Below are 17,902 nucleotides of genomic sequence, written 5' to 3' on the forward strand. Positions count from 1 at the left end.
TGAGAAGGCGGCCGCACCGCCTATCTTGAACTTAAGTAAGCCTAACCTAAGCTCGAAAGCAGTCCCCGAACTATGACGCCAGCGTCGACGTACAACCCGCCCGCAGAAGGTTCCGGGATCTACCGGGACGAGTGGGGCATCCCCCACCTGTGGGCTGACAGTGCCGATGACCTGGCCTTCCTCCAAGGCTTCAATGCGGCAGCGGACAGGTCCTGGCAGATCGAACTGGAACGCTGGCGCTCCGAAGGACGGACGGCCGAGCTCCTGGGATCCGCGGTCCTTGAGTGGGACCGTTTCGCCCGGCAGGCCCGACTGGACCATACTGCGCAGCGCTGTTTTGAAGGGTTGGACGAGGCCACCCGCCGCTGGTGTGGGAAATATGTGGACGGCGTGAACCAGGCTTTGGCGGACGGCCTGCGGAGCGGCGCGGAATTCGACCGGGCCGGCGCTGCGGCCGAACCGTGGAATCCCTGGACCCCGCTGGGAGTTTTCCTCGTTCACCACATCCTGTTCTCCACCTTTCCCAACAAGCTGTTCCGCGCCCACGTCGCCCGTACCCTTGGCGCCAAGGCAGTGGACCTGTTCAGCATCGAGGCACCGGTATGGTCGGGCAGCAACGCGTGGGCTGCACATGGATCCGTCACTGAAAGCGGGCTTCCGCTGGTGGCCGGCGACCCCCATCGCCTCATGGAACTGCCCGGCGTGTACCAGCAGGTGCGCCTGGCTTGCCCGGAGTTCGACGCCGTCGGGTTCGCTTTCCCTGGTATCCCCGGGCTGCCGCATTTTGCGCACACAGGTCACACCGCCTGGGCCATCACCAATGCCATGGCCGACTACCAGGATCTCTTTGAAGAACACCTCCGCCGGCTCCCCGGCCGTGGGGCCTCCGCCGAGCGGGTGCTCGCGCGGGGCCCCAAGGGTTGGGAGGTCGTTGAGGCCGGCGTCGAAACCATCACCGTGCGGGGCGGCGAGCCGGTCCGCGTGGAAGTCCTCCAGACGCCCCGCGGTCCCGTTATTTCACAAACGCCCGACGGCGGCGCGCTGAGTTTGCGCTTCCCCGCGTCGGTTGAAGGGCGGCTGGGTTTCGAATCCCTCCTTCCGCTGTTGCGGAGCCGGAGCGTGGCAGATGTGGAGGCTGCATTCGATTCATGGGTGGAACCCGTCAACAGTGTCATAACAGCAGACGTCCATGGCTCCGTACGACAATTCGTGGCCGGCCTGGTTCCGCAACGCAATCCTGCAAACCGTCGCTTGCCTGTTCCGGGCTTCTCTTCCCGTCACGGATGGGACAAGCAGTACGTGGCTCTTCCCCGCACCGAGGTCCGCCGTTTCGCCGTCAGCGCCAACGATCGCGCAGCTGGCGGTGGAGACTCCGTAGCCTTGGAGTTCGCTCCGGAACACCGGGCGCGGAAGATCCGCGAGCTCTTGGAGGCCGCCTCGGAACCCTTGACGGCGGAGCACATGCGGGCCATTCACTCGGACACGTACCTGGGGCCGTGGCCACACTTCCGGAAACTCTTGGCGGCCCTCGATGCAGATGATCTTTCCCCGGAGGCGTCGTCCCTCCATGCCAGGCTTCTCGAATGGGACGGTCGGATGGACGCCGGGAGCCATCTGGCGGCGTGCTTCGCAGCGTGGCGGGGTGCCCTCGTCCAAAGGATGGTCAGGCATCCTGCCTTATCTGCCCTTGCCGGGCCGACGGGATTTTCGCCCTTGTTCGGACCGTGGCTCTCCATAGGTTCCCGGGTGGGTTTCGCGCTCGAAACCCTGACGGTCCGCGCCGGCGAACTGGGGATATCGGTGCCTGTTGAGGCTGCTGCGGCCCTTGCGGATGCGGCGCAGGATAGGGCCTTGGAGGATTCAAGCAAGAACCGCGGCACGTGGGGTGACCGGCATCAGCTTCTGGCGGTCCATGTGCTACCCGGAGACCTCACCGGTTCGGCACCAACACGTGCGCTCAGCGGGGACACCGGATGCGTCCTCTGCACGGAGAGCCTTCCCGGTGTTGACGACCGCAGCTTCCGGGGACCTGTCGCCCGTTATGTCTGGGACCTTGCCGAGCGAAGCAACAGCCGCTGGGTGGTCCCTTTCGGCGCCTCCGGCAGACCGGACAGCCCCCATTTTGCCGACCAACTCCCCCTCTGGGCCGAGGGTGAACTCATTCCCGTGATCACGGATTGGGGCCGTCTTCGCAACGAAACGCGCTGACAGCTGCTTCCGGCACGCACGCCACACACAAACCAAATGGAGAATGAATGACCACCTCAACAGAGGACTTTGCCGTCCGCCAGACCATCTACGCAGAAGAACTCCCGGGCTGGGGTTCGTTGCGGATTGTCCCGCTCATTCCTTCGGAAGACATCGAATTGGTCCACCAGTGGGTCTCGCAGCCAAGGGCAAGGTTCTGGGGCATGACCGAAAAATCACGCGAGGAAGTCCAGGGAATCTACGAGTTCCTGGACTCCCTGGACACGCACCATGCCTTCCTGGTGATCCTGGACGGGGAGCCGCTGGCTTTGTTCCAGACGTACGAGCCGCTGCACGATCCCGTGGGTGAGGCCTACCCTGCGCGCGAGGAGGACATCGGCATGCACCTGCTGCTCGCTCCCGCGACGCGGCCGATTCCGCACTTCACCCCGCGGCTTGCGACGTCCCTCATCAAGTACATGTTCTCGGTGCCCGGAAAGGACCGGATCATAGTGGAGCCCGATGCCAGGAACGCCAAGGCGCTTCGACGGCTGGAGGCGACCTGCTTCGAGCTGGGTCCGATCATCCAGCTCGAAGAAAAGGAAGCCCAGCTCGGCTTCCTCACGCGGGCCGGCTTCGAACAAATCCAAGCGGAGCAATCCACTCGCTGAACCCCTAGCGCCAGACGAAGCTCCACGTGCCTGCGCCCAAGGCGGCCAACACAGCCGCGGCGGCAATCAGCACCCCTCCCAGCAAGACCCAAACGTCCAGCATTGAATAGGTGGACTCCCGGGCCCACGTGCGCTGCGCTCCTCCGAAGCCCCGGGCCTCCATGGTCACAGCCAGCCGCGACGCCCGCCGGACAGCTTGGACCAGCAGCCCGAAGCTCTGACCAAGGGTCGCTTTGAGCCGCTGCACCGGGTTTCCCTGCGATCCCACGCCGCGGGCGCGCCGGGCCATGCCAATGGTTTGCCATTCCTCCGCCATCAGCCCCACAAGCCGCATCGCAGCCAACGATCCCAACACGAACCGGTGCGGGAGGCGGGCCTTCTGAGCCAGCGCGTCGGCAAGGTCGGTGGGGTCCGTGCAGGTCATCAGGAGGATCGCGGGGAGGGCGATCGCCAAGCCGCGGAGCATGAAACCCAGCCCCAACTCAAGGGAACCTTCGCTGATGGACCACAGTCCGACGTCGAGCAGTACGGCCCCGCTGTCCGCAGCGACAATCGCCGTGCTCCACCCGCCAATTGCGGCTGCGATGATGAGCGGCCACGCCCGCACCCACAAGAGCCGCAAGGTCAGCCCGGCCAGCGGGAACAGTGCGAGTTCGGCGGCAAGGGCGATCGATGCCGATACCCAGTCGATGGACAAGGCCAGGACCATCGAAATCAGGAAGACGGCGACGAACTTCGCCAGGGGGTTGGCCTTGGTCAGCACCGCGTTGTTTCCGGTGAGGCTTAGCGCATCCCTCATGCGGCACCCGCTTCCTGCCTGGCAGCTTCTGTGGCCGGGTCCAGCCGCAACTCCATGCCGCCCAGCACTGCGCTGAATTCCTCGTCGTGGGTGACGGACACAACGGCCGTGCCCTGGTCCAGCAACTCGGACAGGAACGACGCGAGTTCCGCCCAGGTGTTGGCATCCTGCCCGAAGGTAGGCTCATCAAGCACCAGGACCTGTGGGTGGGCGGCCAGGACGGTCGCGACGGAAAGCCGCCGCTTCTCGCCGCCGGACAGCGTGTAGGGATTCGCGTCCACCAAGTGCGTCAAACGGAGCCTCTCCAGGAGTTCGTCCACCCGCTCCTCACCCCTGCCGAGGTGCCGGGGCCCAAACATCAACTCATCCATCACTTTGCCCGTGACGAACTGATGCTCAGGCTCCTGGAACACCGTCCCGATCCGGGAAATCAGTTGATCCGCCTTCCATTTGAAGGGATCGATTCCGGCGCCCTCGGAAAGCTCGACGGCGGCAGAGACCTTTCCTGCCACCGGCGCCAGAAGGCCGGCCATCGTGAGCGCAAAGGTGGACTTCCCTGCGCCGTTGGGGCCAGTGATGGTCAACGCCCGTCCTGCCCGAACCTGGGCAGACACACCGGCTTGGACCGGGATGGGCGGGATGCTCTTGAAACCCCTCCGCCGCGGCTTTTCACGGGAAACGGCCACGTGTTCTGCTGCGAGGAGCAACTCCGCCGGCCCCTCAGCGGTGGTCCTGGTGCGGGTACGGGGCACATATCCCGGGACCCAGACTCCGGCTGTGATGAGCATGCTCCGGGCTTCGGCGAGCACCTGATCGGGAGGGCCGTCCAACAGCACTCCGCCACCGGCCGCGCCCGGTTGGAGGACCACTATGCGGTCAACCAGGTCCTTCCATACGGACACCCGGTGTTCCACCACAACCAGCGTGGCACCGGTCTTTTCAAGGCAGCGGCGAACTGCGTCCCGGACTTCCAGCACGCCTGCCGGGTCCAGGTTCGCCGTTGGTTCATCGAGCAGGATCAGCCCCGGCCGCATCGCCAGAATCCCGGCCAGCGCCAGGCGCTGCTTCTGTCCGCCGGAAAGAGCCGCCGTCGGATGGTCCAACGCGAGGCCGTCGCCGGCAGCGGTACGCAACCCGACGTCGTCGAGCGCTTCATGGACCCGGGCCCAAATGTCGTCCCGGGGCACGGCAAGGTTCTCAGCTCCAAAAGCGACGTCGTCGCCCACGCGCGACAGGACTACTTGCGTTTCCGGGTCCTGCTGCATGAGCCCGGCCCGGCCCCGCTGTTCGCGAGGTGCCGCACCGTCGATGAGGAGGGAACCGGTCTCGTCCGCGTCGTCTTCCTCATCACCCAGCACCCCGGCCAGGGCGTGCAGGAACGTCGATTTTCCGGCGCCGGACGGCCCCAGCAGCAGAACCCGTTCCCCGGGTTCGATCTGCAGGTCCAGCCCCTGGATGGCTGCTACCGTCCGGCCGGAATGCCGCCAGCCCCAGCCGTTGGCGGAGATGGCGGCGGGCCGTACCTGTGCCGGTCCCATCAGTTGAAGACTGACTCTGACGCGGCTTTCCGGGAAGCGAAGGAACTCAAGACGCCCGTGGACGCGAGCCCGCGGGTGGCCACCCAGGACAGTGCCCCGGCGATGATTGCACCCGAAACGGTGGTGAAGGCGATGTAGGCCAGCTTGTCGACGGCTTCGTAGGCGATGTTCCAGCCCCACGGCATGAAGGAATCGTTAAGGCCGCAGAACAGTCCTGCCCCGGCACCCGCGAGGAGGGCCACCGGGAGGTTGAACTTCTTGTAGCGGAAAGCAGCGAAGATCAGTTCCGCTCCGAGGCCCTGCAGGATGCCGGAGATCAGGACCGTGGTGCCGTACTGGGACCCCATGATGAGCTCACCCGTTGCTGCGACCGCTTCGCAGAACAGCGCTGCTCCCGGTTTGCGGATGATGAGCATGCCCAGTACGGCCGGGATCATCCACCCACCGGCGATCAGGCCGGTGAGGGGCGGATAAGCAGCATTCATGGGAACGGATACGAGTGCGGCGCCCTGGGACCAGGCCCAGAAGATCACTCCGCCTGCGATGGCAATCAGCGCCGCCACCACAATGTCTACAACGCGCCAGCTGTTGCCGGCCTTCTTCACGCTTGACGTGGTCATTCTTAGCCTCCTGAGGTTACAGGAGGGGAAAGTGCTCCCCGGTATTCCCGGTGGCCTGCTGCCATCCGGTTCCGGACACTCTGAGAAGCTCGACTCCCTTGCGCCGGTACTAACCGGATCAGGTTCGAGGGTCTGCGGCTGTCCGCACTCTCAGCGCCCTCGCGTCTCCTGCATGCCTGCAGGTTCGACGGCGGCGCTCCCCTGTCGTTATCAATCTGCCCTTGTGGGCGTGCCCAGTTTACACCGGAAGGGGTGCGCCGGGTTATGGGCCCGGTCATAAACCTTTTGCTGTTTCACGGGCGCACAGCCGCGACCCGCTGTGCCGCACACCTGAGAGAATGGGGCCAGCAGATTCAGCACACCGGATTCACAGCAGCAAGAGGGGCGCCCATCCCATGACAGAACAGCCAGCCAAGGACACCCCCGTGGCCGAACCCCGCCTTGCCGCCAGCGTGATCCTGCTTCGGGATGCGTCGGCGGGACTGGAAGCCTTTGTCCAGCACAGGGTCTCTTCCATGGACTTTGCCGCCGGCATGGTGGTGTTCCCCGGCGGTCGCGTCGATGCCTCGGACGCGGAGGGCTGGGACTACTCCTCCGAACTGCTGGAAAGGCATGCGGCCGACTGGGCGATGAGCTCGATCGCGGCCTCCGACCCGCATGCGCAAGCAGGCACGGTGCTGGCGGCTGCCATCCGTGAAGTGTTCGAGGAAGCAGGGCTGACCCTCGACGCCTCCCAGCTCCGCCCCTGGGCCAACTGGGTGACGCCCACGGACATGCCCAAGCGCTTCGACACCTACTTCTACGTGGCCAGGCCCGCCCCCGGAGCCGAGCCGCAGCACCAAACCACGGAGGCCTGGCAGTCACTCTGGATGCCGGTGGAAGGCATCCTGGCGGCCGAGGCAGAGGGCAAGCTTCAGCTCATGCCCCCAACGTACTTCCTGCTCAAGGAGATCTCGGAGTTCCACAGTGTGGAGGCCGTGTGGCAGGCCGAGCATCAGGTGCGGCCCGTCCTGTCACCTCCGGGCTCCATGGCTGCGTTCCTGAAGGAACGCGGGAACAAGCAGTAAAACGCGGCCCCCACCGCCGTGACGCTAGGCTGAGGTCATGAACTTCTTCTTCAAGCTTCTGGGTGCCGGTGTGAGCCTCGGCGCGGGTTTCCTTGGCACCAAATTGGTGAACAAGGGTTGGGAAAAGGCCACAGGCCACAAGCCGCCCACAGGCCACGACGACGTCGAGACGAGCCTCCGCTCAGCCCTGACCTTCGCGTTGGTATCGGCTTTCGTCAGCACGCTCATCCAGGTGCTCACCAGCCGCGGAACCCAGCGTGCCATTGCCCGGTTCGCGAAGTCCCAGGACATCATCTAGGAGCTTCCGGTTTCCTGGCACGCGTTCCTGAAACGCAGGAACGCGTGTCAGTTCTCCTTCTGGCTTTCGGCTGCCCGCTGGACCACTGCTTCCAGTTCATCCTTGGTCAGCAGTTCCCGGTGTCCGTGCTTGGTGCGGTACGCGGAGCGGCCCACCATGTGCGCGGAGACTGGAGCGGTGAGCAGTTGGAAGATCCAGGCCACCAGCAGGACCGGCCACACCCACCACGTCCTCATCTGCAGGCCTATGGCAGCCAGCATCAGGAACAAACCCAGGACCTGGGGCTTGGTGGCGGCGTGCATGCGGCTCATCAGGTCGGGAAAACGCAGCAAGCCAATAGCAGCACCCAGGGACATCAGCGCGCCCACCACCAGAAAGACGGCGGTCACGCCATCAATGACTGCGTCCATGCCCGTTGCATCAGGACTCATTGCTTTGACCCCTTCTGTCGGCCACGAAGCGGGCAACCGTTACGGATCCGATGAATCCAATAACGGCCAGGGCAACCAGCAGCATGAGGTTGTTCAAGTGGCGGTTCACGGCCATGTCGATAGCCAGCGCCGCGCCCAGGATGGCCAGCAGTACGTCCGATGCCAGCACGCGGTCCAGGAGCGACGGGCCGATGGCGATCCGGATGATGGCCCCGGCAGCAGCCAGGCTCAGGATTGCCGCCGTTAGCACCAGTACAAGTTCTTTCACAGCGCTGCCCCTTTCACACCTGGGTGCTGCTCGGCCTGCAGCGCGTCCAGTTCTTCACGTGTTCCCATGATCCGGATCAGCCCGGCTTCGATGTCCTGGACCTCCCGGCGGATCTTCTGGATGTCCTCTTCGGTTTTCATGTTCAGGGCGTGCAGGTACAGGGTGGACGTGGAGCGGTCCACTTCCACCACCAGCGAGCCCGGAATCAGCGAAATGACGTGGCCGGTGGCCGTCACCATGAGGTCGGAATGGCTCCGCAACGGAACAGCGACGATGGCACTGCGCACGCTGGGCCCTTTGACCACGGCCAAGTAGAGGACCAGGAAGCTCGCTGCCGCCACTTTGCCGAGGAACATGAGGGCGAAGCGGAATGCCCGGAGCACGTTGAACCGCCCGCTGAGTTCCACGGGCGGAAGGTAGAACAGCTTGGCCACAATGATCGCGATCAACGCGCCGAACAGCAGATTGCCCGGGCTGAAGTCCCGCCAGAGGGCACCCCACACGATGACCAGCCAGACCAGCAGCGGCAATTCGGTCCGGAAGGATATGGGTTTACGGCTCATTTGGCATCACCCGGCTGCGCCTGCGCGGGCACGGGAGCGGTGTCACCCAGCACGGAGTGGATGTACGCACCCCGGTCCAGCATGATTTCCGCAGAGCCGCCGGCGAGGTTGAAGAGCGGTCCGGCGAAGACTGTCAGTGCCACTCCGAAGACCACCAGCGCTGCGGTGGAACCCACCATGCTTCGCGGGAGGACTCCGACGCTGCCGGGAGACTGAAGGACGGGGTCCGGGAAGTCAGCGTCCTCGGGCTTGCGCCAGAAGGCCCTGTTCCAGACGCGGGCAATCGCCAGCAGCGTCAAGAGGCTTGTGACAACCCCGCCCACTACAAGCGTTATGGCCAGCGGTGTTCCCAGATCCACACCGGCCTGCAGAAGGCCGAGTTTGCCCAGGAACCCTGAGAAGGGCGGAATGCCTGCAAGGTTCATGGCCGGTAAAAAGAACAGCACGGCCAGCAGCGGGGAGAGTTTGGCCAGTCCGCCCAACCTGTCGATCGACGACGATCCGCCGCGACGTTCAATGAGGCCCGTTACCAGGAACAGGCTTGTCTGCACCGTGATGTGGTGGGCCACGTAGAAGACTGCCGCTCCCAGCCCCGTCACGGACGACACCGCCAAGCCGAACACCATGTACCCGATGTGGCTGACCAAGGTGAAGGAGAGCAGACGTTTGATGTCGCTCTGTGCCAGGGCACCGAGGATGCCCACCACCATCGTCAGCAGGGCCACCACCATAAGCGGGGTGTTGAGCGTGTCCCCCGGGAAGAGGAGCGTCTCCGTCCGGACCATGGCGTACACGCCCACTTTGGTCAGCAAGCCTGCGAAGACTGCCGTGACCGGTGCCGGGGCCGTCGGGTAGGAGTCCGGCAGCCAGAAGGACAGCGGGAAGACGGCTGCTTTGATCCCGAAGGCTACCAGGAGCATCACGTGCAGGAGGTTCTGGGTCCCCTGATCCAGCTCGGCCAGTTTGATGGCCAGGTCCGCCATGGTGATGGTGCCGGTGGCGCCGTAAATCATGGCGATGGCGATCAGGAACAGGACCGAGGAGACAACCGAGACCACCACGTAGGTGACGCCGGCGCGGATGCGTGGTCCGGTACCTCCCAGGGTCATCAGTACGTAGCTCGCGGTCAGGAGGATCTCGAAGCCCACGTAGAGGTTGAAGAGATCACCGGTGAGGAAGGCATTGGACACGCCGGCCACGAGGATCAAGTAGGTGGGGTGGAAGATCGAGACGGGAGCTTCCTGGTCGCCGTCGGCCATGCCCTGGCCGGTTGCGTAAATCAAAACCGCGAGGCTCACCACCGTGGAGACCACCAGCATGAGTGAGGAGAACTGGTCCACCACCAGGACCACGCCCCACGGAGGCAGCCAACCGCCCAGCGTGACGGACGTCGTGCCGCCGTTCCACACGGAGAAGAGGAGGAAGGATTCCAGAATCAGTGTGAGGCTCAGGATCCCGATGCTGACGGCACGCTGCGCCGCAGTGTGCCGGATCAAGACGAACGCCAGCGCAGCGCCCAGGATGGGGAGAAGGACAGCAAGCGGTGACAGGTTAGCGAGATTCACGCGCTGCCTCCTTCCCGGCTCTTTGCCGTTTTGGGGGTTTCGGTTTCTTCCGGATCCAGGCGTTCCTCGGGGGTGGACGGCGTAATGGCGAACTCCGAGGTTTCCAAGGGAACGATTGCATCGTCTTCAGCGTCGTAGCTGGGTGTTTTGGCCACGCGGCGGTCTTCAACGTCATCCTGGATTTCGTCTTGCCGTGCCAGGGCCCAGGTGCGGTAGATGATGCCGAGCATGAAAGCCGTGACGGCGAAGGAGATGACGATCGACGTCAGGATCAAAGCCTGCGGCAGGGGGTCGTTGTAGGCCCCCGGATCTGTCTCTTTGCTGTACAAGGGAGCCAGGCCCGCGTAGCCGCCGGTCGCGAGGATGAGGATGTTGGTGGCATTTGCCAGCAGCATCAGGCCCAGCAGGACGCGCGTAAGGCTGCGTTCCAGGATGAGGTAGATCCCGCAGGCGTAGAGAACGCCCATGACGATCAGCAAGGTCAGGTTGATGCTCATGCGTTGCCCTTCCCTGCAGAGGCGGTCTCGGCGGCGTCTTCCTCGGCGATGGGGGCTCCCTTTCCTTCAAAGTGCTCGTCGATCTCGGCACCAAGGCTGCGGAGCACGTCCAGGGCCAGGCCCACCACCACGACGTACACGCCGATATCGAAGATGGTGGAGGTGACGAACTTGACGTCCCCGAACACCGGGAGCCAGAACTCGATGATGGCGCTCTGGAACACCTGGCCGCCAAGGAACAGCGGTACGACGCCGGACGCAGCCGCCGTGGCCAAGCCAGTTCCCAGGAGTGTTCCGGCGCTGACTGTCGCTGCCTCACTGAGTTCGAACCGGCCGCCGGCCAGATAACGAATGGTGAGGGCCAGGCCTGCTGTCAGGCCTCCCGCAAAACCGCCGCCCGGCAGGTTGTGCCCGGCCAAAAGCAGGTAGATCGAGAAGACAATCATGGAGTGGAAGATCAACCTGGTGACAACTTCGAAGATGATGGACCTGCGCTCGGGGGCCAGGGTACGGCCTGCCACAAGCCAGGCATCGCGTGTCACGTCGCTGAACTTCCGGGCGACGGCCAGCGTGGCACTGTCGCGGGAATCGCGCTCCACCCGCCGGCCCACACTGCCTTCGGGTACTGCCGCTGACGTGCGGATCCGGTCGCCCCGGCTGCGCACGAAGATCAAGCTGGCCACACCGGTGGCTGCAACGGCCAGCACCGAGATCTCACCGAACGTGTCCCATGCCCGGATGTCCACGAGGGTCACGTTGACGACGTTCAGTCCCCCGCCGCCTTCGTAGGCAAGCTTCGGGAACTCCAGGGAGACCGGCGTGGCTACCCGCGCACCCATCGCGAACATGGCAACGAAGATCATGGTGGCGCCGAAGGCTGCACCGATAATGACGCGGATAACCCGCAGCCTGCCGCCGGTGCGGTCCCTCAGCTCTGCAGGAAGGCTTCGCATGGCCAGCACGAAAGCAACCAGGACGATTGTTTCCACGAGCATCTGGGTCAAGGCGAGGTCAGGAGCGCCTTGGAGGGCGAAGACCAGGGCGATCCCGTAACCGGTGACGGACACCATGAGTACGGCGAGGAAACGTTTGTTGGCCCGGACGGCCGCAAGCGCACCCACCACAATGCCGATTCCCACAATCAGCTGGAGCGGCGAATTGGGATCGATGAAGTACACGTTGCCGGGCAACGGCTTGTTGGAAACGAGCAGTGCTGTCAGGGGAACCGCGAAAGCGACACTGAGGATGACCGTCAGGTAGAAGTACAGGGAACCACGCTGCGTGCGGCCGGTGATCCAGACCGCGACGTCGTCCAACGCGCCGATGGTGTGCTGGTAGGCGCGGTCGCCATCCACCCAGTCAGGGACAAATGCCTGTGCCCGGGACACGAAGTTGCGGCCGTAGAACATCGCCGCGCCCACCGCGAAGGTCAGTGCTGTCAGTCCCAAAGCGGGAGTGACGCCATGCCACAAAGCCAGGTGTCCGGCGTCGACGGCGTTTTCCTTGCCTGCGAAGAGCGCGGCGTAGGGCTGGATCCAAGCGTCCACGGGCACCGGCCAGACGCCGTAGGCGATTGACAGCGCGGCAAGGATGGCAGGGGCCGCGAGGAAAGCAGGCTTGATGGCTTTGAACGGGGTGCGTTCAATGCCGGGCTTCGTGGCGAATGCCCCCCACATGAACCGCGCGCTGTAAGCGAATGTGAGGATGGAGCCGATCACCAGCCCCACCAGGATCCAGATGCCCCAGGCGGGCGCATCGTGCTCGGTGGCGTAATGCACGAACGTCTCGAACACCGACTCCTTGGCCACGAAGCCAGCCAACGGCGGCACACCGGCCATCGATGCTGCGGCGATGGCAGCCACTACGCCCAAAGCCCGGGAGGAACGGAATACGCCGGACAGCTTGCGGATATCACGCGTACCCGATTGGTGGTCGATGATGCCCACCACCAGGAACAGCGTTGCCTTGAACAAACCGTGGGCCAGCAACAGTGCCAGTCCGGCCAGGGCCGCGTCCGGCCTGCCCAAGCCAACCACCATGGTGAGGAAGCCGAGCTGGCTGACAGTGCCGTAGGCGAGGATGAGCTTGATATCGGTCTGCCGCAGCGCCCGGTAGCCGCCGATGAGCATGGTCGCCAGGCCCAATCCGAGGACCAGCGGCAGCCACAACGCAGACTCGGCAAAACCGGGAGCAAGCCTGGCAACAATGTAGATGCCGGCCTTCACCATCGCCGCAGCGTGGAGGTATGCACTCACCGGCGTGGGCGCCGCCATGGCACCGGGCAGCCAGAAGTGGAACGGGACGAGGGCCGATTTGGTGATGGCACCAACCAGGACAAGCACGACGGCGGCGGTCACGGCATCCTGCATGGGGCCGCCCACGAGCTCCCCGGCTTGCTCGAGGATCGCCGAGATCCGGTAGGTTCCGGCTGCCTGGCCGAGGATGATGAGGCCCACGAGCATCGCCAGCCCGCCTGCGGTGGTGACCATCAATGCCTGCAGGGCCGAGCGGCGCGCTGCCAGCCTGGTCCGCGCGTAGCCGATCAGGAGGTAGGAGAGGATGGTGGTCAGTTCCCAGAAGATGAACAGCATCAGCAGGTCATCGGACGTCACCAAACCGAACATCGCGCCTGCAAAAGCCAGCAGTTGGGCACCGAATCCGCCAAGACTGTGGTCTGAATTCTTGAAGTACCGCGCGCAATAAACCAGCACCAGCGTGCCCACGCCAAGGATCAACAGCGACATCACCCAGGACAGGGCGTCCATCCTGAACGCGAATTCCAGTTTCAGGTCCGGAATCCAGGGGACAATCTCTTCTATGCCGCCGGCGGAATATACAGCGTCATGCTGAAGGACCAGCCAAATGAACGCGCCGGCAGGTATGGCGGCCAAGGCATAAAAAGCGTTCCTACCGAGTTTGCTGAAGATCAAGGGCGCCACAGTTGCCGCTACAAAGGTGATGGCGAGAACTGTGATCAAAGGTGTCTCCGCAAAGTCAGGAATGAATTATCAAAAGTTGGAGCAGGCGGTACATACGTTGGGTTCAGTCTGTCTAGTTTATCAAGGCGAACCGACAGTTTTTCCCCTGCTCCGGATAGCATTCAGGCTATGAACGCGGCTGCAGTTCCCGAAACTTCCCCACCGTCGTCCGAGCTTGCCTCGGGTCCTGCCTCTTCCAAGAAAGGCCAAATACTGGCGTGGGCTGCATGGGACTGGGGTTCGGCTGCGTTCAACGCCGTGATGACCACTTTCGTGTTCACCGTGTACCTCACATCGAATGCTTTCGGCGGGGAAGATACTGCATCTGCTGCCCTTGGCACCGCCCTGGCCGTCGCCGGCCTCGCCATTGCCCTCCTTGCCCCGGTCACCGGCCAACGCTCGGATGCCGGAGGGCGCCGGAAGCTCTGGCTGGGCGTCAACACTGCAGCGACGGCAGTTCTGACCGCGTTGTGTTTCTTCGTGTTCCCGGAACCGGGTTTCCTTCTGCTGGGCGTCAGCCTGATCGCGCTGGGGAATGTCTTCTTCGAATTCGCAGGGGTCAACTACAACGCGATGCTCGCCCAGATCTCCACGCCCAGGAACATCGGCAAGGTCAGTGGCTTCGGGTGGGGCATGGGGTACCTCGGCGGGATTGTCGCCCTCCTGCTGGTCCTGCAACTGTTTGTCCAGCCGTCTTTCGAGTGGTTCGGTTCGTCCACGGAAGACTCCCTTAATATCCGCCTGGTGGCCGTCTTCTCGGCGTTGTGGTTCTTTGTCTTTGCCCTGCCGGTCCTCTTGACGGTGCCCGAAGTGCGGATTCGCAAGGACACTGCCTCGCTGGGCTTCTTCGCTTCATATCGCTTGCTGCTGCGGCGTATCGCAGCCATTTACCGCACCAGCCCGCACACGATCTTCTTCCTTCTCTCCAGCGCGATCTTCCGGGACGGGCTGGCCGCCGTCTTCACCTTTGGCGGGGTGATTGCCGCAGGCACGTTCGGCTTTGAACTGAAGGACGTCATCTTCTTCGCAATCTTCGGCAACGTGGTCGCAGCCGCCGGCGCCATCGTGGGCGGCTTCCTGGATGACAGGATCGGGCCCAAGGCCGTCATCGTCCTGTCGTTGATCGGGTTGCTCATCGCCGGAACGGTCATCCTGGTCCTCGGCAACGGGGACTATGATTTCTTCGGATACCAATGGGCCGGCTCCACCACCTTCTGGGTTTTCGGACTCCTCCTCTGCCTGTTCGTAGGACCGGCGCAATCGTCATCCCGGGCTTACCTTGCCAGGCTGGCTCCGGAGGGCGAATCGGGCGAACTTTTTGGTCTTTACGCCACTACGGGTCGGGCTGTCAGCTTCCTCGCTCCCAGTCTTTTCACCTTGTGCATCACAATCGCCGCTCCGTTTGTTGAAGAAGGTGGGGCCCAACGTTGGGGCATCCTCGGGATCATGGTGGTCCTGCTGGCAGGCCTGCTGGTGATCCTGCCGGTGAAGCCGCCGAGCAAGACCGCGATTGCCGTGGTCCCCAGCAAATAAAGGCCCGGCGGGAACCGGGCACGAATGCCGCTCCCAAGCGGACTATCGAAGATTTTCTACAGAGTTAAGGTTGAGAGATGAACGTGGAAGAGACCGAACTCCCGGGCCTCGGTGTCCGCAAGGACTTCGTCACAGCGTCGGGTCGTCGCATCGGCGTGGTTGAGCACCGTGAGGGTGAGACCGAACTTTTCGTTTCCACATGGGACGATCCTGACACTTGCCAGGCTTCCATCCCGCTGACGGCCGATGAAGCTGCAACCTTGGGCAACCTCCTTGGCGGACAGCACATTGCCATGCGGCTTGCGGAAGATCACAAGGAACTCCCGGGCATCATCACCCGGCAGTTCTCCATCAAGTCCAGTTCCCCCTTCGCCAACCAGCCCATGGGGAAGGCACAGATCAGGACGCGGAGCGGGGTTTCCATCGTCGCCCTCATGCGCGAAGGCGAGGTGATCCCGTCACCGTCACCCGAAGACGTCCTTCATCCCGGTGATTTGCTCGTAGCGGTCGGCACGCAGGAAGGCCTTGACCTGGCCGCCGCCATCTTCCGTAACGGCTGACCCGCATGGATCCTTTAGCAGTGACCCTGGTGGAACTGGGCGCCGTAGTCTTCTGCCTGGGGCTGCTTGCCAGGTTGGCCGGCAGGATCGGTATGTCCCCGATTCCGCTGTACTTGGTTGGCGGACTGGCCTTTGGGGCAGGCGGACTGGTGGATTTGGATGGCCTGCATGAGTTCGCGCACCTGTCCGGCGAGATCGGGGTGATCCTGCTCCTGCTGATGCTCGGGCTGGAATACACCGCTTCCGAACTGGTCACCGGACTCAAGCGCTCATGGCAAGCCGGAATTATGGACCTTGTCCTCAACTTCATCCCCGGCGCGGGCATCGCCATGCTCCTTGGTTGGGGACTGGTGGGGGCAATCGTGATGGGCGGCGTCACCTACATTTCGTCCTCGGGCATCGCCGCGAAGGTCATTACGGACCTTGGCCGGATCGGTAACCGTGAAACACCCGTGGTGTTGTCGATCCTTGTTTTCGAGGACCTCGCCATGGCCGTCTACCTCCCGATCCTCACCGCCATCCTTGCCGGCGTCGGCTTCCTCGGCGGGCTGCAGACCGTGGGCATAGCACTGGCTGTTGTCACGGTGGTCCTGGTGGTGGCGCTGCGGCACGGACATCGGGTGTCGAAGGCGATCCACAGCGAGAACTCCGAGGTGTTCCTGCTCAACGTCCTCGGCCTGGCGCTCCTGGTTGCGGGTTTGGCCTCAGCGCTGCAGGTCTCGGCCGCAGTGGGTGCCTTCATGCTGGGCATCGCCATCTCCGGCGCAACCGCCCACAACGCCACCCGCATCCTGGAACCCCTGCGGGACCTTTTCGCGGCCATTTTCTTCGTAGCGTTCGGGCTCAACACCGATCCGGCATCTATTCCGCCGGTCCTCGGCTGGGCGCTTGTCCTGGCGATCCTCACGGCCGCAACCAAGGTGGTTACCGGCGTCTGGGCAGCCAAGCGCGCGGGTATCGCAGTTCCCGGTCGTTTCAGGGCAGGGGCGGCCTTGATTGCCCGCGGCGAATTCTCGATCGTCATTGCCGGGCTTGCCCTTGCGTCCGGCGCCGTTCCAGGCGAGCTCGCGGCTCTCGCAACGGCTTACGTGCTCATTATGGCCATCCTGGGCCCACTCGCGGCCCGGTTCGTGGAGCCCTTGGTCAAGATGATCCGCAAGAGCCCCAAGGCTCCTCCCCGGAGAACCGAGCCCACCCCGGTCTGAACACCCCGCTCACCCAGGGGTGAGTTCCCGGCACTAAGCCCTCACCTAAACCCCGGGAACAAACCCCTCGGGGTGCACTCCCAAACGACTCCCTCACCGAGGGGTGAGTTCTCGGCACTAAGCCCTCACCTAAACCCCGAGAACTAACCCCTCGGGGACCACCCTTTGCGGATCAGGGCATCCCGTACACGTCTTGCCGCGGCATCATAGCCACCGGACCGGATGTGCTGTGCCGTCACCGTTATGGATGTCCATCCGTTTTCGGCCAGGGCTTCGTCCCGGCGAATATCGGATTCTTTCTGCTCGGCAGTCAGGTGATGTCCGCCGTCGTAATGGGCAGCCACCCTGAACTCCCGAAAGGCGAGGTCGGGCCACGCTATTTCCCGCCCCTCCGGAGTGCACACCACATAACTGAGCACCGGTTCGGGGAGGAATGCACGGCCCAGGGCCAGGCGAAGCTTAGTCTCGGGCACGGAATCGGCACCTACCCTCGCGAGTTCCAAAGCAGCCCGGGCCTTGCGAATTCCCCGCTGACCGGCGTTTGCTTCGATCTGCGCAGCCAAGTCGGCGAGCGAACACAGGGCGGTGCGGTTGTGTCCAAAACTCCTGGTCTGGCTGCAGACAAAATGGTCGGCCGCCGCCACCAGGTCTTCCAACGGCAGGACGTTTGCCAGGTCCAACCACGTACGCGCCGGGGTGGTCAGCTGCACGCCGTCCAGCTCGCAAACATCCGCGTCGGGCAGGACCATCCGATGCCCGCGGACTCCACGCCGTTGCGGCCGGTGCGTTCCATCACGCCGGGACAGGTGCACCAGGAAGCTGCGCTGGGTGGCCAATGGCAACGGACACAGCCACAACTTGGCAGCAGTTTCACGAACACAAACGGTCCCCTCACAGACCGACGTCAGAACGCGTGCTGTGTGCCGGATGTCCTGGGTTTGGCCCCACGGAACCCGGATGCCCCGGCTGGGAACCAGCAAGTCACTGGCCCACGCTCGGTGCTCGGGAACGCCTGCATCCCTCTGCTGGGACAACGTGAACGAACGTCCTTGGATGTCGAAAGGCAGGGCCGCAGGTTTCCTCATGAACCATTTTTGGCACGACAAAGGCGCCTCAGCTGGG

17 protein-coding genes and 1 riboswitch are annotated in these 17,902 nt (G+C 63.8%); of the genes, 7 read left to right on the top strand and 10 right to left on the bottom strand.

Going from position 1 to position 17,902, the window contains the following annotated elements; genetic code table 11:
• The first annotated feature begins 72 nt into the window (after positions 1-72).
• Both RI444_RS19200 and RI444_RS19205 read left to right on the top strand, forming a co-directional pair.
• A complete protein-coding gene (locus RI444_RS19200) occupies positions 73-2,208 on the top strand; it encodes a penicillin acylase family protein (RefSeq protein ID WP_207605457.1) in 2,136 nt (711 codons plus the stop codon).
• Between the two features lie 47 nt (positions 2,209-2,255).
• Complete coding sequence (locus tag RI444_RS19205) at positions 2,256-2,858, top strand: GNAT family N-acetyltransferase (protein ID WP_021474064.1); 603 nt, start codon at positions 2,256-2,258, stop codon at positions 2,856-2,858.
• A 4-nt stretch (positions 2,859-2,862) separates the two neighbouring features.
• On the opposite strand, the gene RI444_RS19210 is transcribed toward RI444_RS19205, so the two are convergent.
• The 3 genes from RI444_RS19210 to RI444_RS19220 are packed head-to-tail and all read right to left on the bottom strand — an operon-like array spanning position 2,863 to position 5,815.
• The gene (locus RI444_RS19210) at positions 2,863-3,657 is read right to left on the bottom strand and encodes an energy-coupling factor transporter transmembrane component T family protein (protein WP_021474063.1); all 795 of its coding nucleotides are present in this window, start codon (positions 3,655-3,657) and stop codon (positions 2,863-2,865) included.
• Positions 3,654-5,195 carry an ABC transporter ATP-binding protein gene (locus RI444_RS19215; RefSeq protein ID WP_207605456.1) on the bottom strand — a complete coding sequence of 514 codons (1,542 nt, stop codon included), beginning with the start codon at positions 5,193-5,195 and terminating at the stop codon, positions 3,654-3,656. Before RI444_RS19215 ends, RI444_RS19210 begins: the two co-directional genes overlap by 4 nt.
• Positions 5,195-5,815 carry an ECF transporter S component gene (locus RI444_RS19220; protein ID WP_021474061.1) on the bottom strand — a complete coding sequence of 207 codons (621 nt, stop codon included), beginning with the start codon at positions 5,813-5,815 and terminating at the stop codon, positions 5,195-5,197. Before RI444_RS19220 ends, RI444_RS19215 begins: the two co-directional genes overlap by 1 nt.
• Before the next feature lie 77 nt (positions 5,816-5,892).
• A riboswitch (TPP riboswitch) is annotated at positions 5,893-6,028 on the bottom strand.
• A gap of 182 nt (positions 6,029-6,210) precedes the next feature.
• Between RI444_RS19220 and RI444_RS19225 the strand changes: the two genes are divergently transcribed.
• Together RI444_RS19225 and RI444_RS19230 are read left to right on the top strand one after the other, a co-directional pair.
• On the top strand, positions 6,211-6,882 hold the full coding sequence (locus RI444_RS19225) for an NUDIX hydrolase (protein ID WP_021474060.1): 672 nt from the start codon (positions 6,211-6,213) through the stop codon (positions 6,880-6,882).
• 37 nt (positions 6,883-6,919) lie between these two features.
• Positions 6,920-7,180: a DUF4235 domain-containing protein gene (locus RI444_RS19230; RefSeq protein WP_021474059.1), complete on the top strand. Its 261-nt coding sequence runs from the start codon at positions 6,920-6,922 to the stop codon at positions 7,178-7,180.
• A 47-nt stretch (positions 7,181-7,227) separates the two neighbouring features.
• Here the strand turns inward: RI444_RS19230 and mnhG are convergent, their stop codons facing one another.
• The 6 genes from mnhG to RI444_RS19260 are packed head-to-tail and all read right to left on the bottom strand — an operon-like array spanning position 7,228 to position 13,482.
• Positions 7,228-7,611, bottom strand: a complete 384-nt coding sequence (gene mnhG / locus RI444_RS19235; RefSeq protein WP_021474058.1) for a monovalent cation/H(+) antiporter subunit G — start codon at positions 7,609-7,611, stop codon at positions 7,228-7,230.
• Entirely contained in the window at positions 7,601-7,879 is a 279-nt protein-coding gene (locus tag RI444_RS19240) for a monovalent cation/H+ antiporter complex subunit F (RefSeq protein WP_021474057.1), read from the bottom strand. Before RI444_RS19240 ends, mnhG begins: the two co-directional genes overlap by 11 nt.
• The gene (locus RI444_RS19245; protein WP_021474056.1) at positions 7,876-8,442 is read right to left on the bottom strand and encodes a Na+/H+ antiporter subunit E; all 567 of its coding nucleotides are present in this window, start codon (positions 8,440-8,442) and stop codon (positions 7,876-7,878) included. The genes RI444_RS19240 and RI444_RS19245 overlap by 4 nt, the downstream gene beginning before the upstream one ends.
• On the bottom strand, positions 8,439-10,007 hold the full coding sequence (locus RI444_RS19250; RefSeq protein WP_069696826.1) for a Na+/H+ antiporter subunit D: 1,569 nt from the start codon (positions 10,005-10,007) through the stop codon (positions 8,439-8,441). The genes RI444_RS19245 and RI444_RS19250 overlap by 4 nt, the downstream gene beginning before the upstream one ends.
• Positions 10,004-10,504 (bottom strand): Na(+)/H(+) antiporter subunit C, encoded by a 501-nt coding sequence (locus RI444_RS19255; protein WP_021474054.1) that lies wholly within the window; start codon positions 10,502-10,504, stop codon positions 10,004-10,006. Before RI444_RS19255 ends, RI444_RS19250 begins: the two co-directional genes overlap by 4 nt.
• Entirely contained in the window at positions 10,501-13,482 is a 2,982-nt protein-coding gene (locus tag RI444_RS19260) for a Na+/H+ antiporter subunit A (RefSeq protein ID WP_179011916.1), read from the bottom strand. Before RI444_RS19260 ends, RI444_RS19255 begins: the two co-directional genes overlap by 4 nt.
• A 129-nt stretch (positions 13,483-13,611) precedes the next feature.
• On the opposite strand from RI444_RS19260, the gene RI444_RS19265 reads away from it, so the two are divergent.
• From RI444_RS19265 to RI444_RS19275, 3 genes are all read left to right on the top strand, one after another.
• Positions 13,612-15,015: an MFS transporter gene (locus RI444_RS19265; protein WP_069696804.1), complete on the top strand. Its 1,404-nt coding sequence runs from the start codon at positions 13,612-13,614 to the stop codon at positions 15,013-15,015.
• Between the two features lie 77 nt (positions 15,016-15,092).
• Positions 15,093-15,575 carry a cation:proton antiporter regulatory subunit gene (locus RI444_RS19270; RefSeq protein ID WP_021474051.1) on the top strand — a complete coding sequence of 161 codons (483 nt, stop codon included), beginning with the start codon at positions 15,093-15,095 and terminating at the stop codon, positions 15,573-15,575.
• A gap of 5 nt (positions 15,576-15,580) precedes the next feature.
• Positions 15,581-16,780: a cation:proton antiporter gene (locus RI444_RS19275; RefSeq protein ID WP_069696805.1), complete on the top strand. Its 1,200-nt coding sequence runs from the start codon at positions 15,581-15,583 to the stop codon at positions 16,778-16,780.
• A 143-nt stretch (positions 16,781-16,923) separates the two neighbouring features.
• Here RI444_RS19275 and RI444_RS19280 read toward each other — a convergent pair whose 3' ends face one another.
• Positions 16,924-17,865: a hypothetical protein gene (locus RI444_RS19280; protein ID WP_021474049.1), complete on the bottom strand. Its 942-nt coding sequence runs from the start codon at positions 17,863-17,865 to the stop codon at positions 16,924-16,926.
• Between the last annotated feature and the right edge of the window lie 37 nt (positions 17,866-17,902).

Source organism: Paenarthrobacter sp. AT5, assembly GCF_032764245.1.
Lineage (GTDB): Bacteria > Actinomycetota > Actinomycetes > Actinomycetales > Micrococcaceae > Arthrobacter > Arthrobacter ureafaciens.

Coding starts and splice junctions, on each gene's coding strand:
- RI444_RS19200 (WP_207605457.1), top strand. CDS start 73: ATGACGCCAGCGTCGACGTACAACCCGCCCGCAGAAGGTTCCGGGATC.
- RI444_RS19205 (WP_021474064.1), top strand. CDS start 2,256: ATGACCACCTCAACAGAGGACTTTGCCGTCCGCCAGACCATCTACGCA.
- RI444_RS19210 (WP_021474063.1), bottom strand. CDS start 3,657: ATGAGGGATGCGCTAAGCCTCACCGGAAACAACGCGGTGCTGACCAAG.
- RI444_RS19215 (WP_207605456.1), bottom strand. CDS start 5,195: ATGGGACCGGCACAGGTACGGCCCGCCGCCATCTCCGCCAACGGCTGG.
- RI444_RS19220 (WP_021474061.1), bottom strand. CDS start 5,815: ATGACCACGTCAAGCGTGAAGAAGGCCGGCAACAGCTGGCGCGTTGTA.
- RI444_RS19225 (WP_021474060.1), top strand. CDS start 6,211: ATGACAGAACAGCCAGCCAAGGACACCCCCGTGGCCGAACCCCGCCTT.
- RI444_RS19230 (WP_021474059.1), top strand. CDS start 6,920: ATGAACTTCTTCTTCAAGCTTCTGGGTGCCGGTGTGAGCCTCGGCGCG.
- mnhG (WP_021474058.1), bottom strand. CDS start 7,611: ATGAGTCCTGATGCAACGGGCATGGACGCAGTCATTGATGGCGTGACC.
- RI444_RS19245 (WP_021474056.1), bottom strand. CDS start 8,442: ATGAGCCGTAAACCCATATCCTTCCGGACCGAATTGCCGCTGCTGGTC.
- RI444_RS19255 (WP_021474054.1), bottom strand. CDS start 10,504: ATGAGCATCAACCTGACCTTGCTGATCGTCATGGGCGTTCTCTACGCC.
- RI444_RS19265 (WP_069696804.1), top strand. CDS start 13,612: ATGAACGCGGCTGCAGTTCCCGAAACTTCCCCACCGTCGTCCGAGCTT.
- RI444_RS19270 (WP_021474051.1), top strand. CDS start 15,093: ATGAACGTGGAAGAGACCGAACTCCCGGGCCTCGGTGTCCGCAAGGAC.
- RI444_RS19275 (WP_069696805.1), top strand. CDS start 15,581: ATGGATCCTTTAGCAGTGACCCTGGTGGAACTGGGCGCCGTAGTCTTC.
- RI444_RS19280 (WP_021474049.1), bottom strand. CDS start 17,865: ATGAGGAAACCTGCGGCCCTGCCTTTCGACATCCAAGGACGTTCGTTC.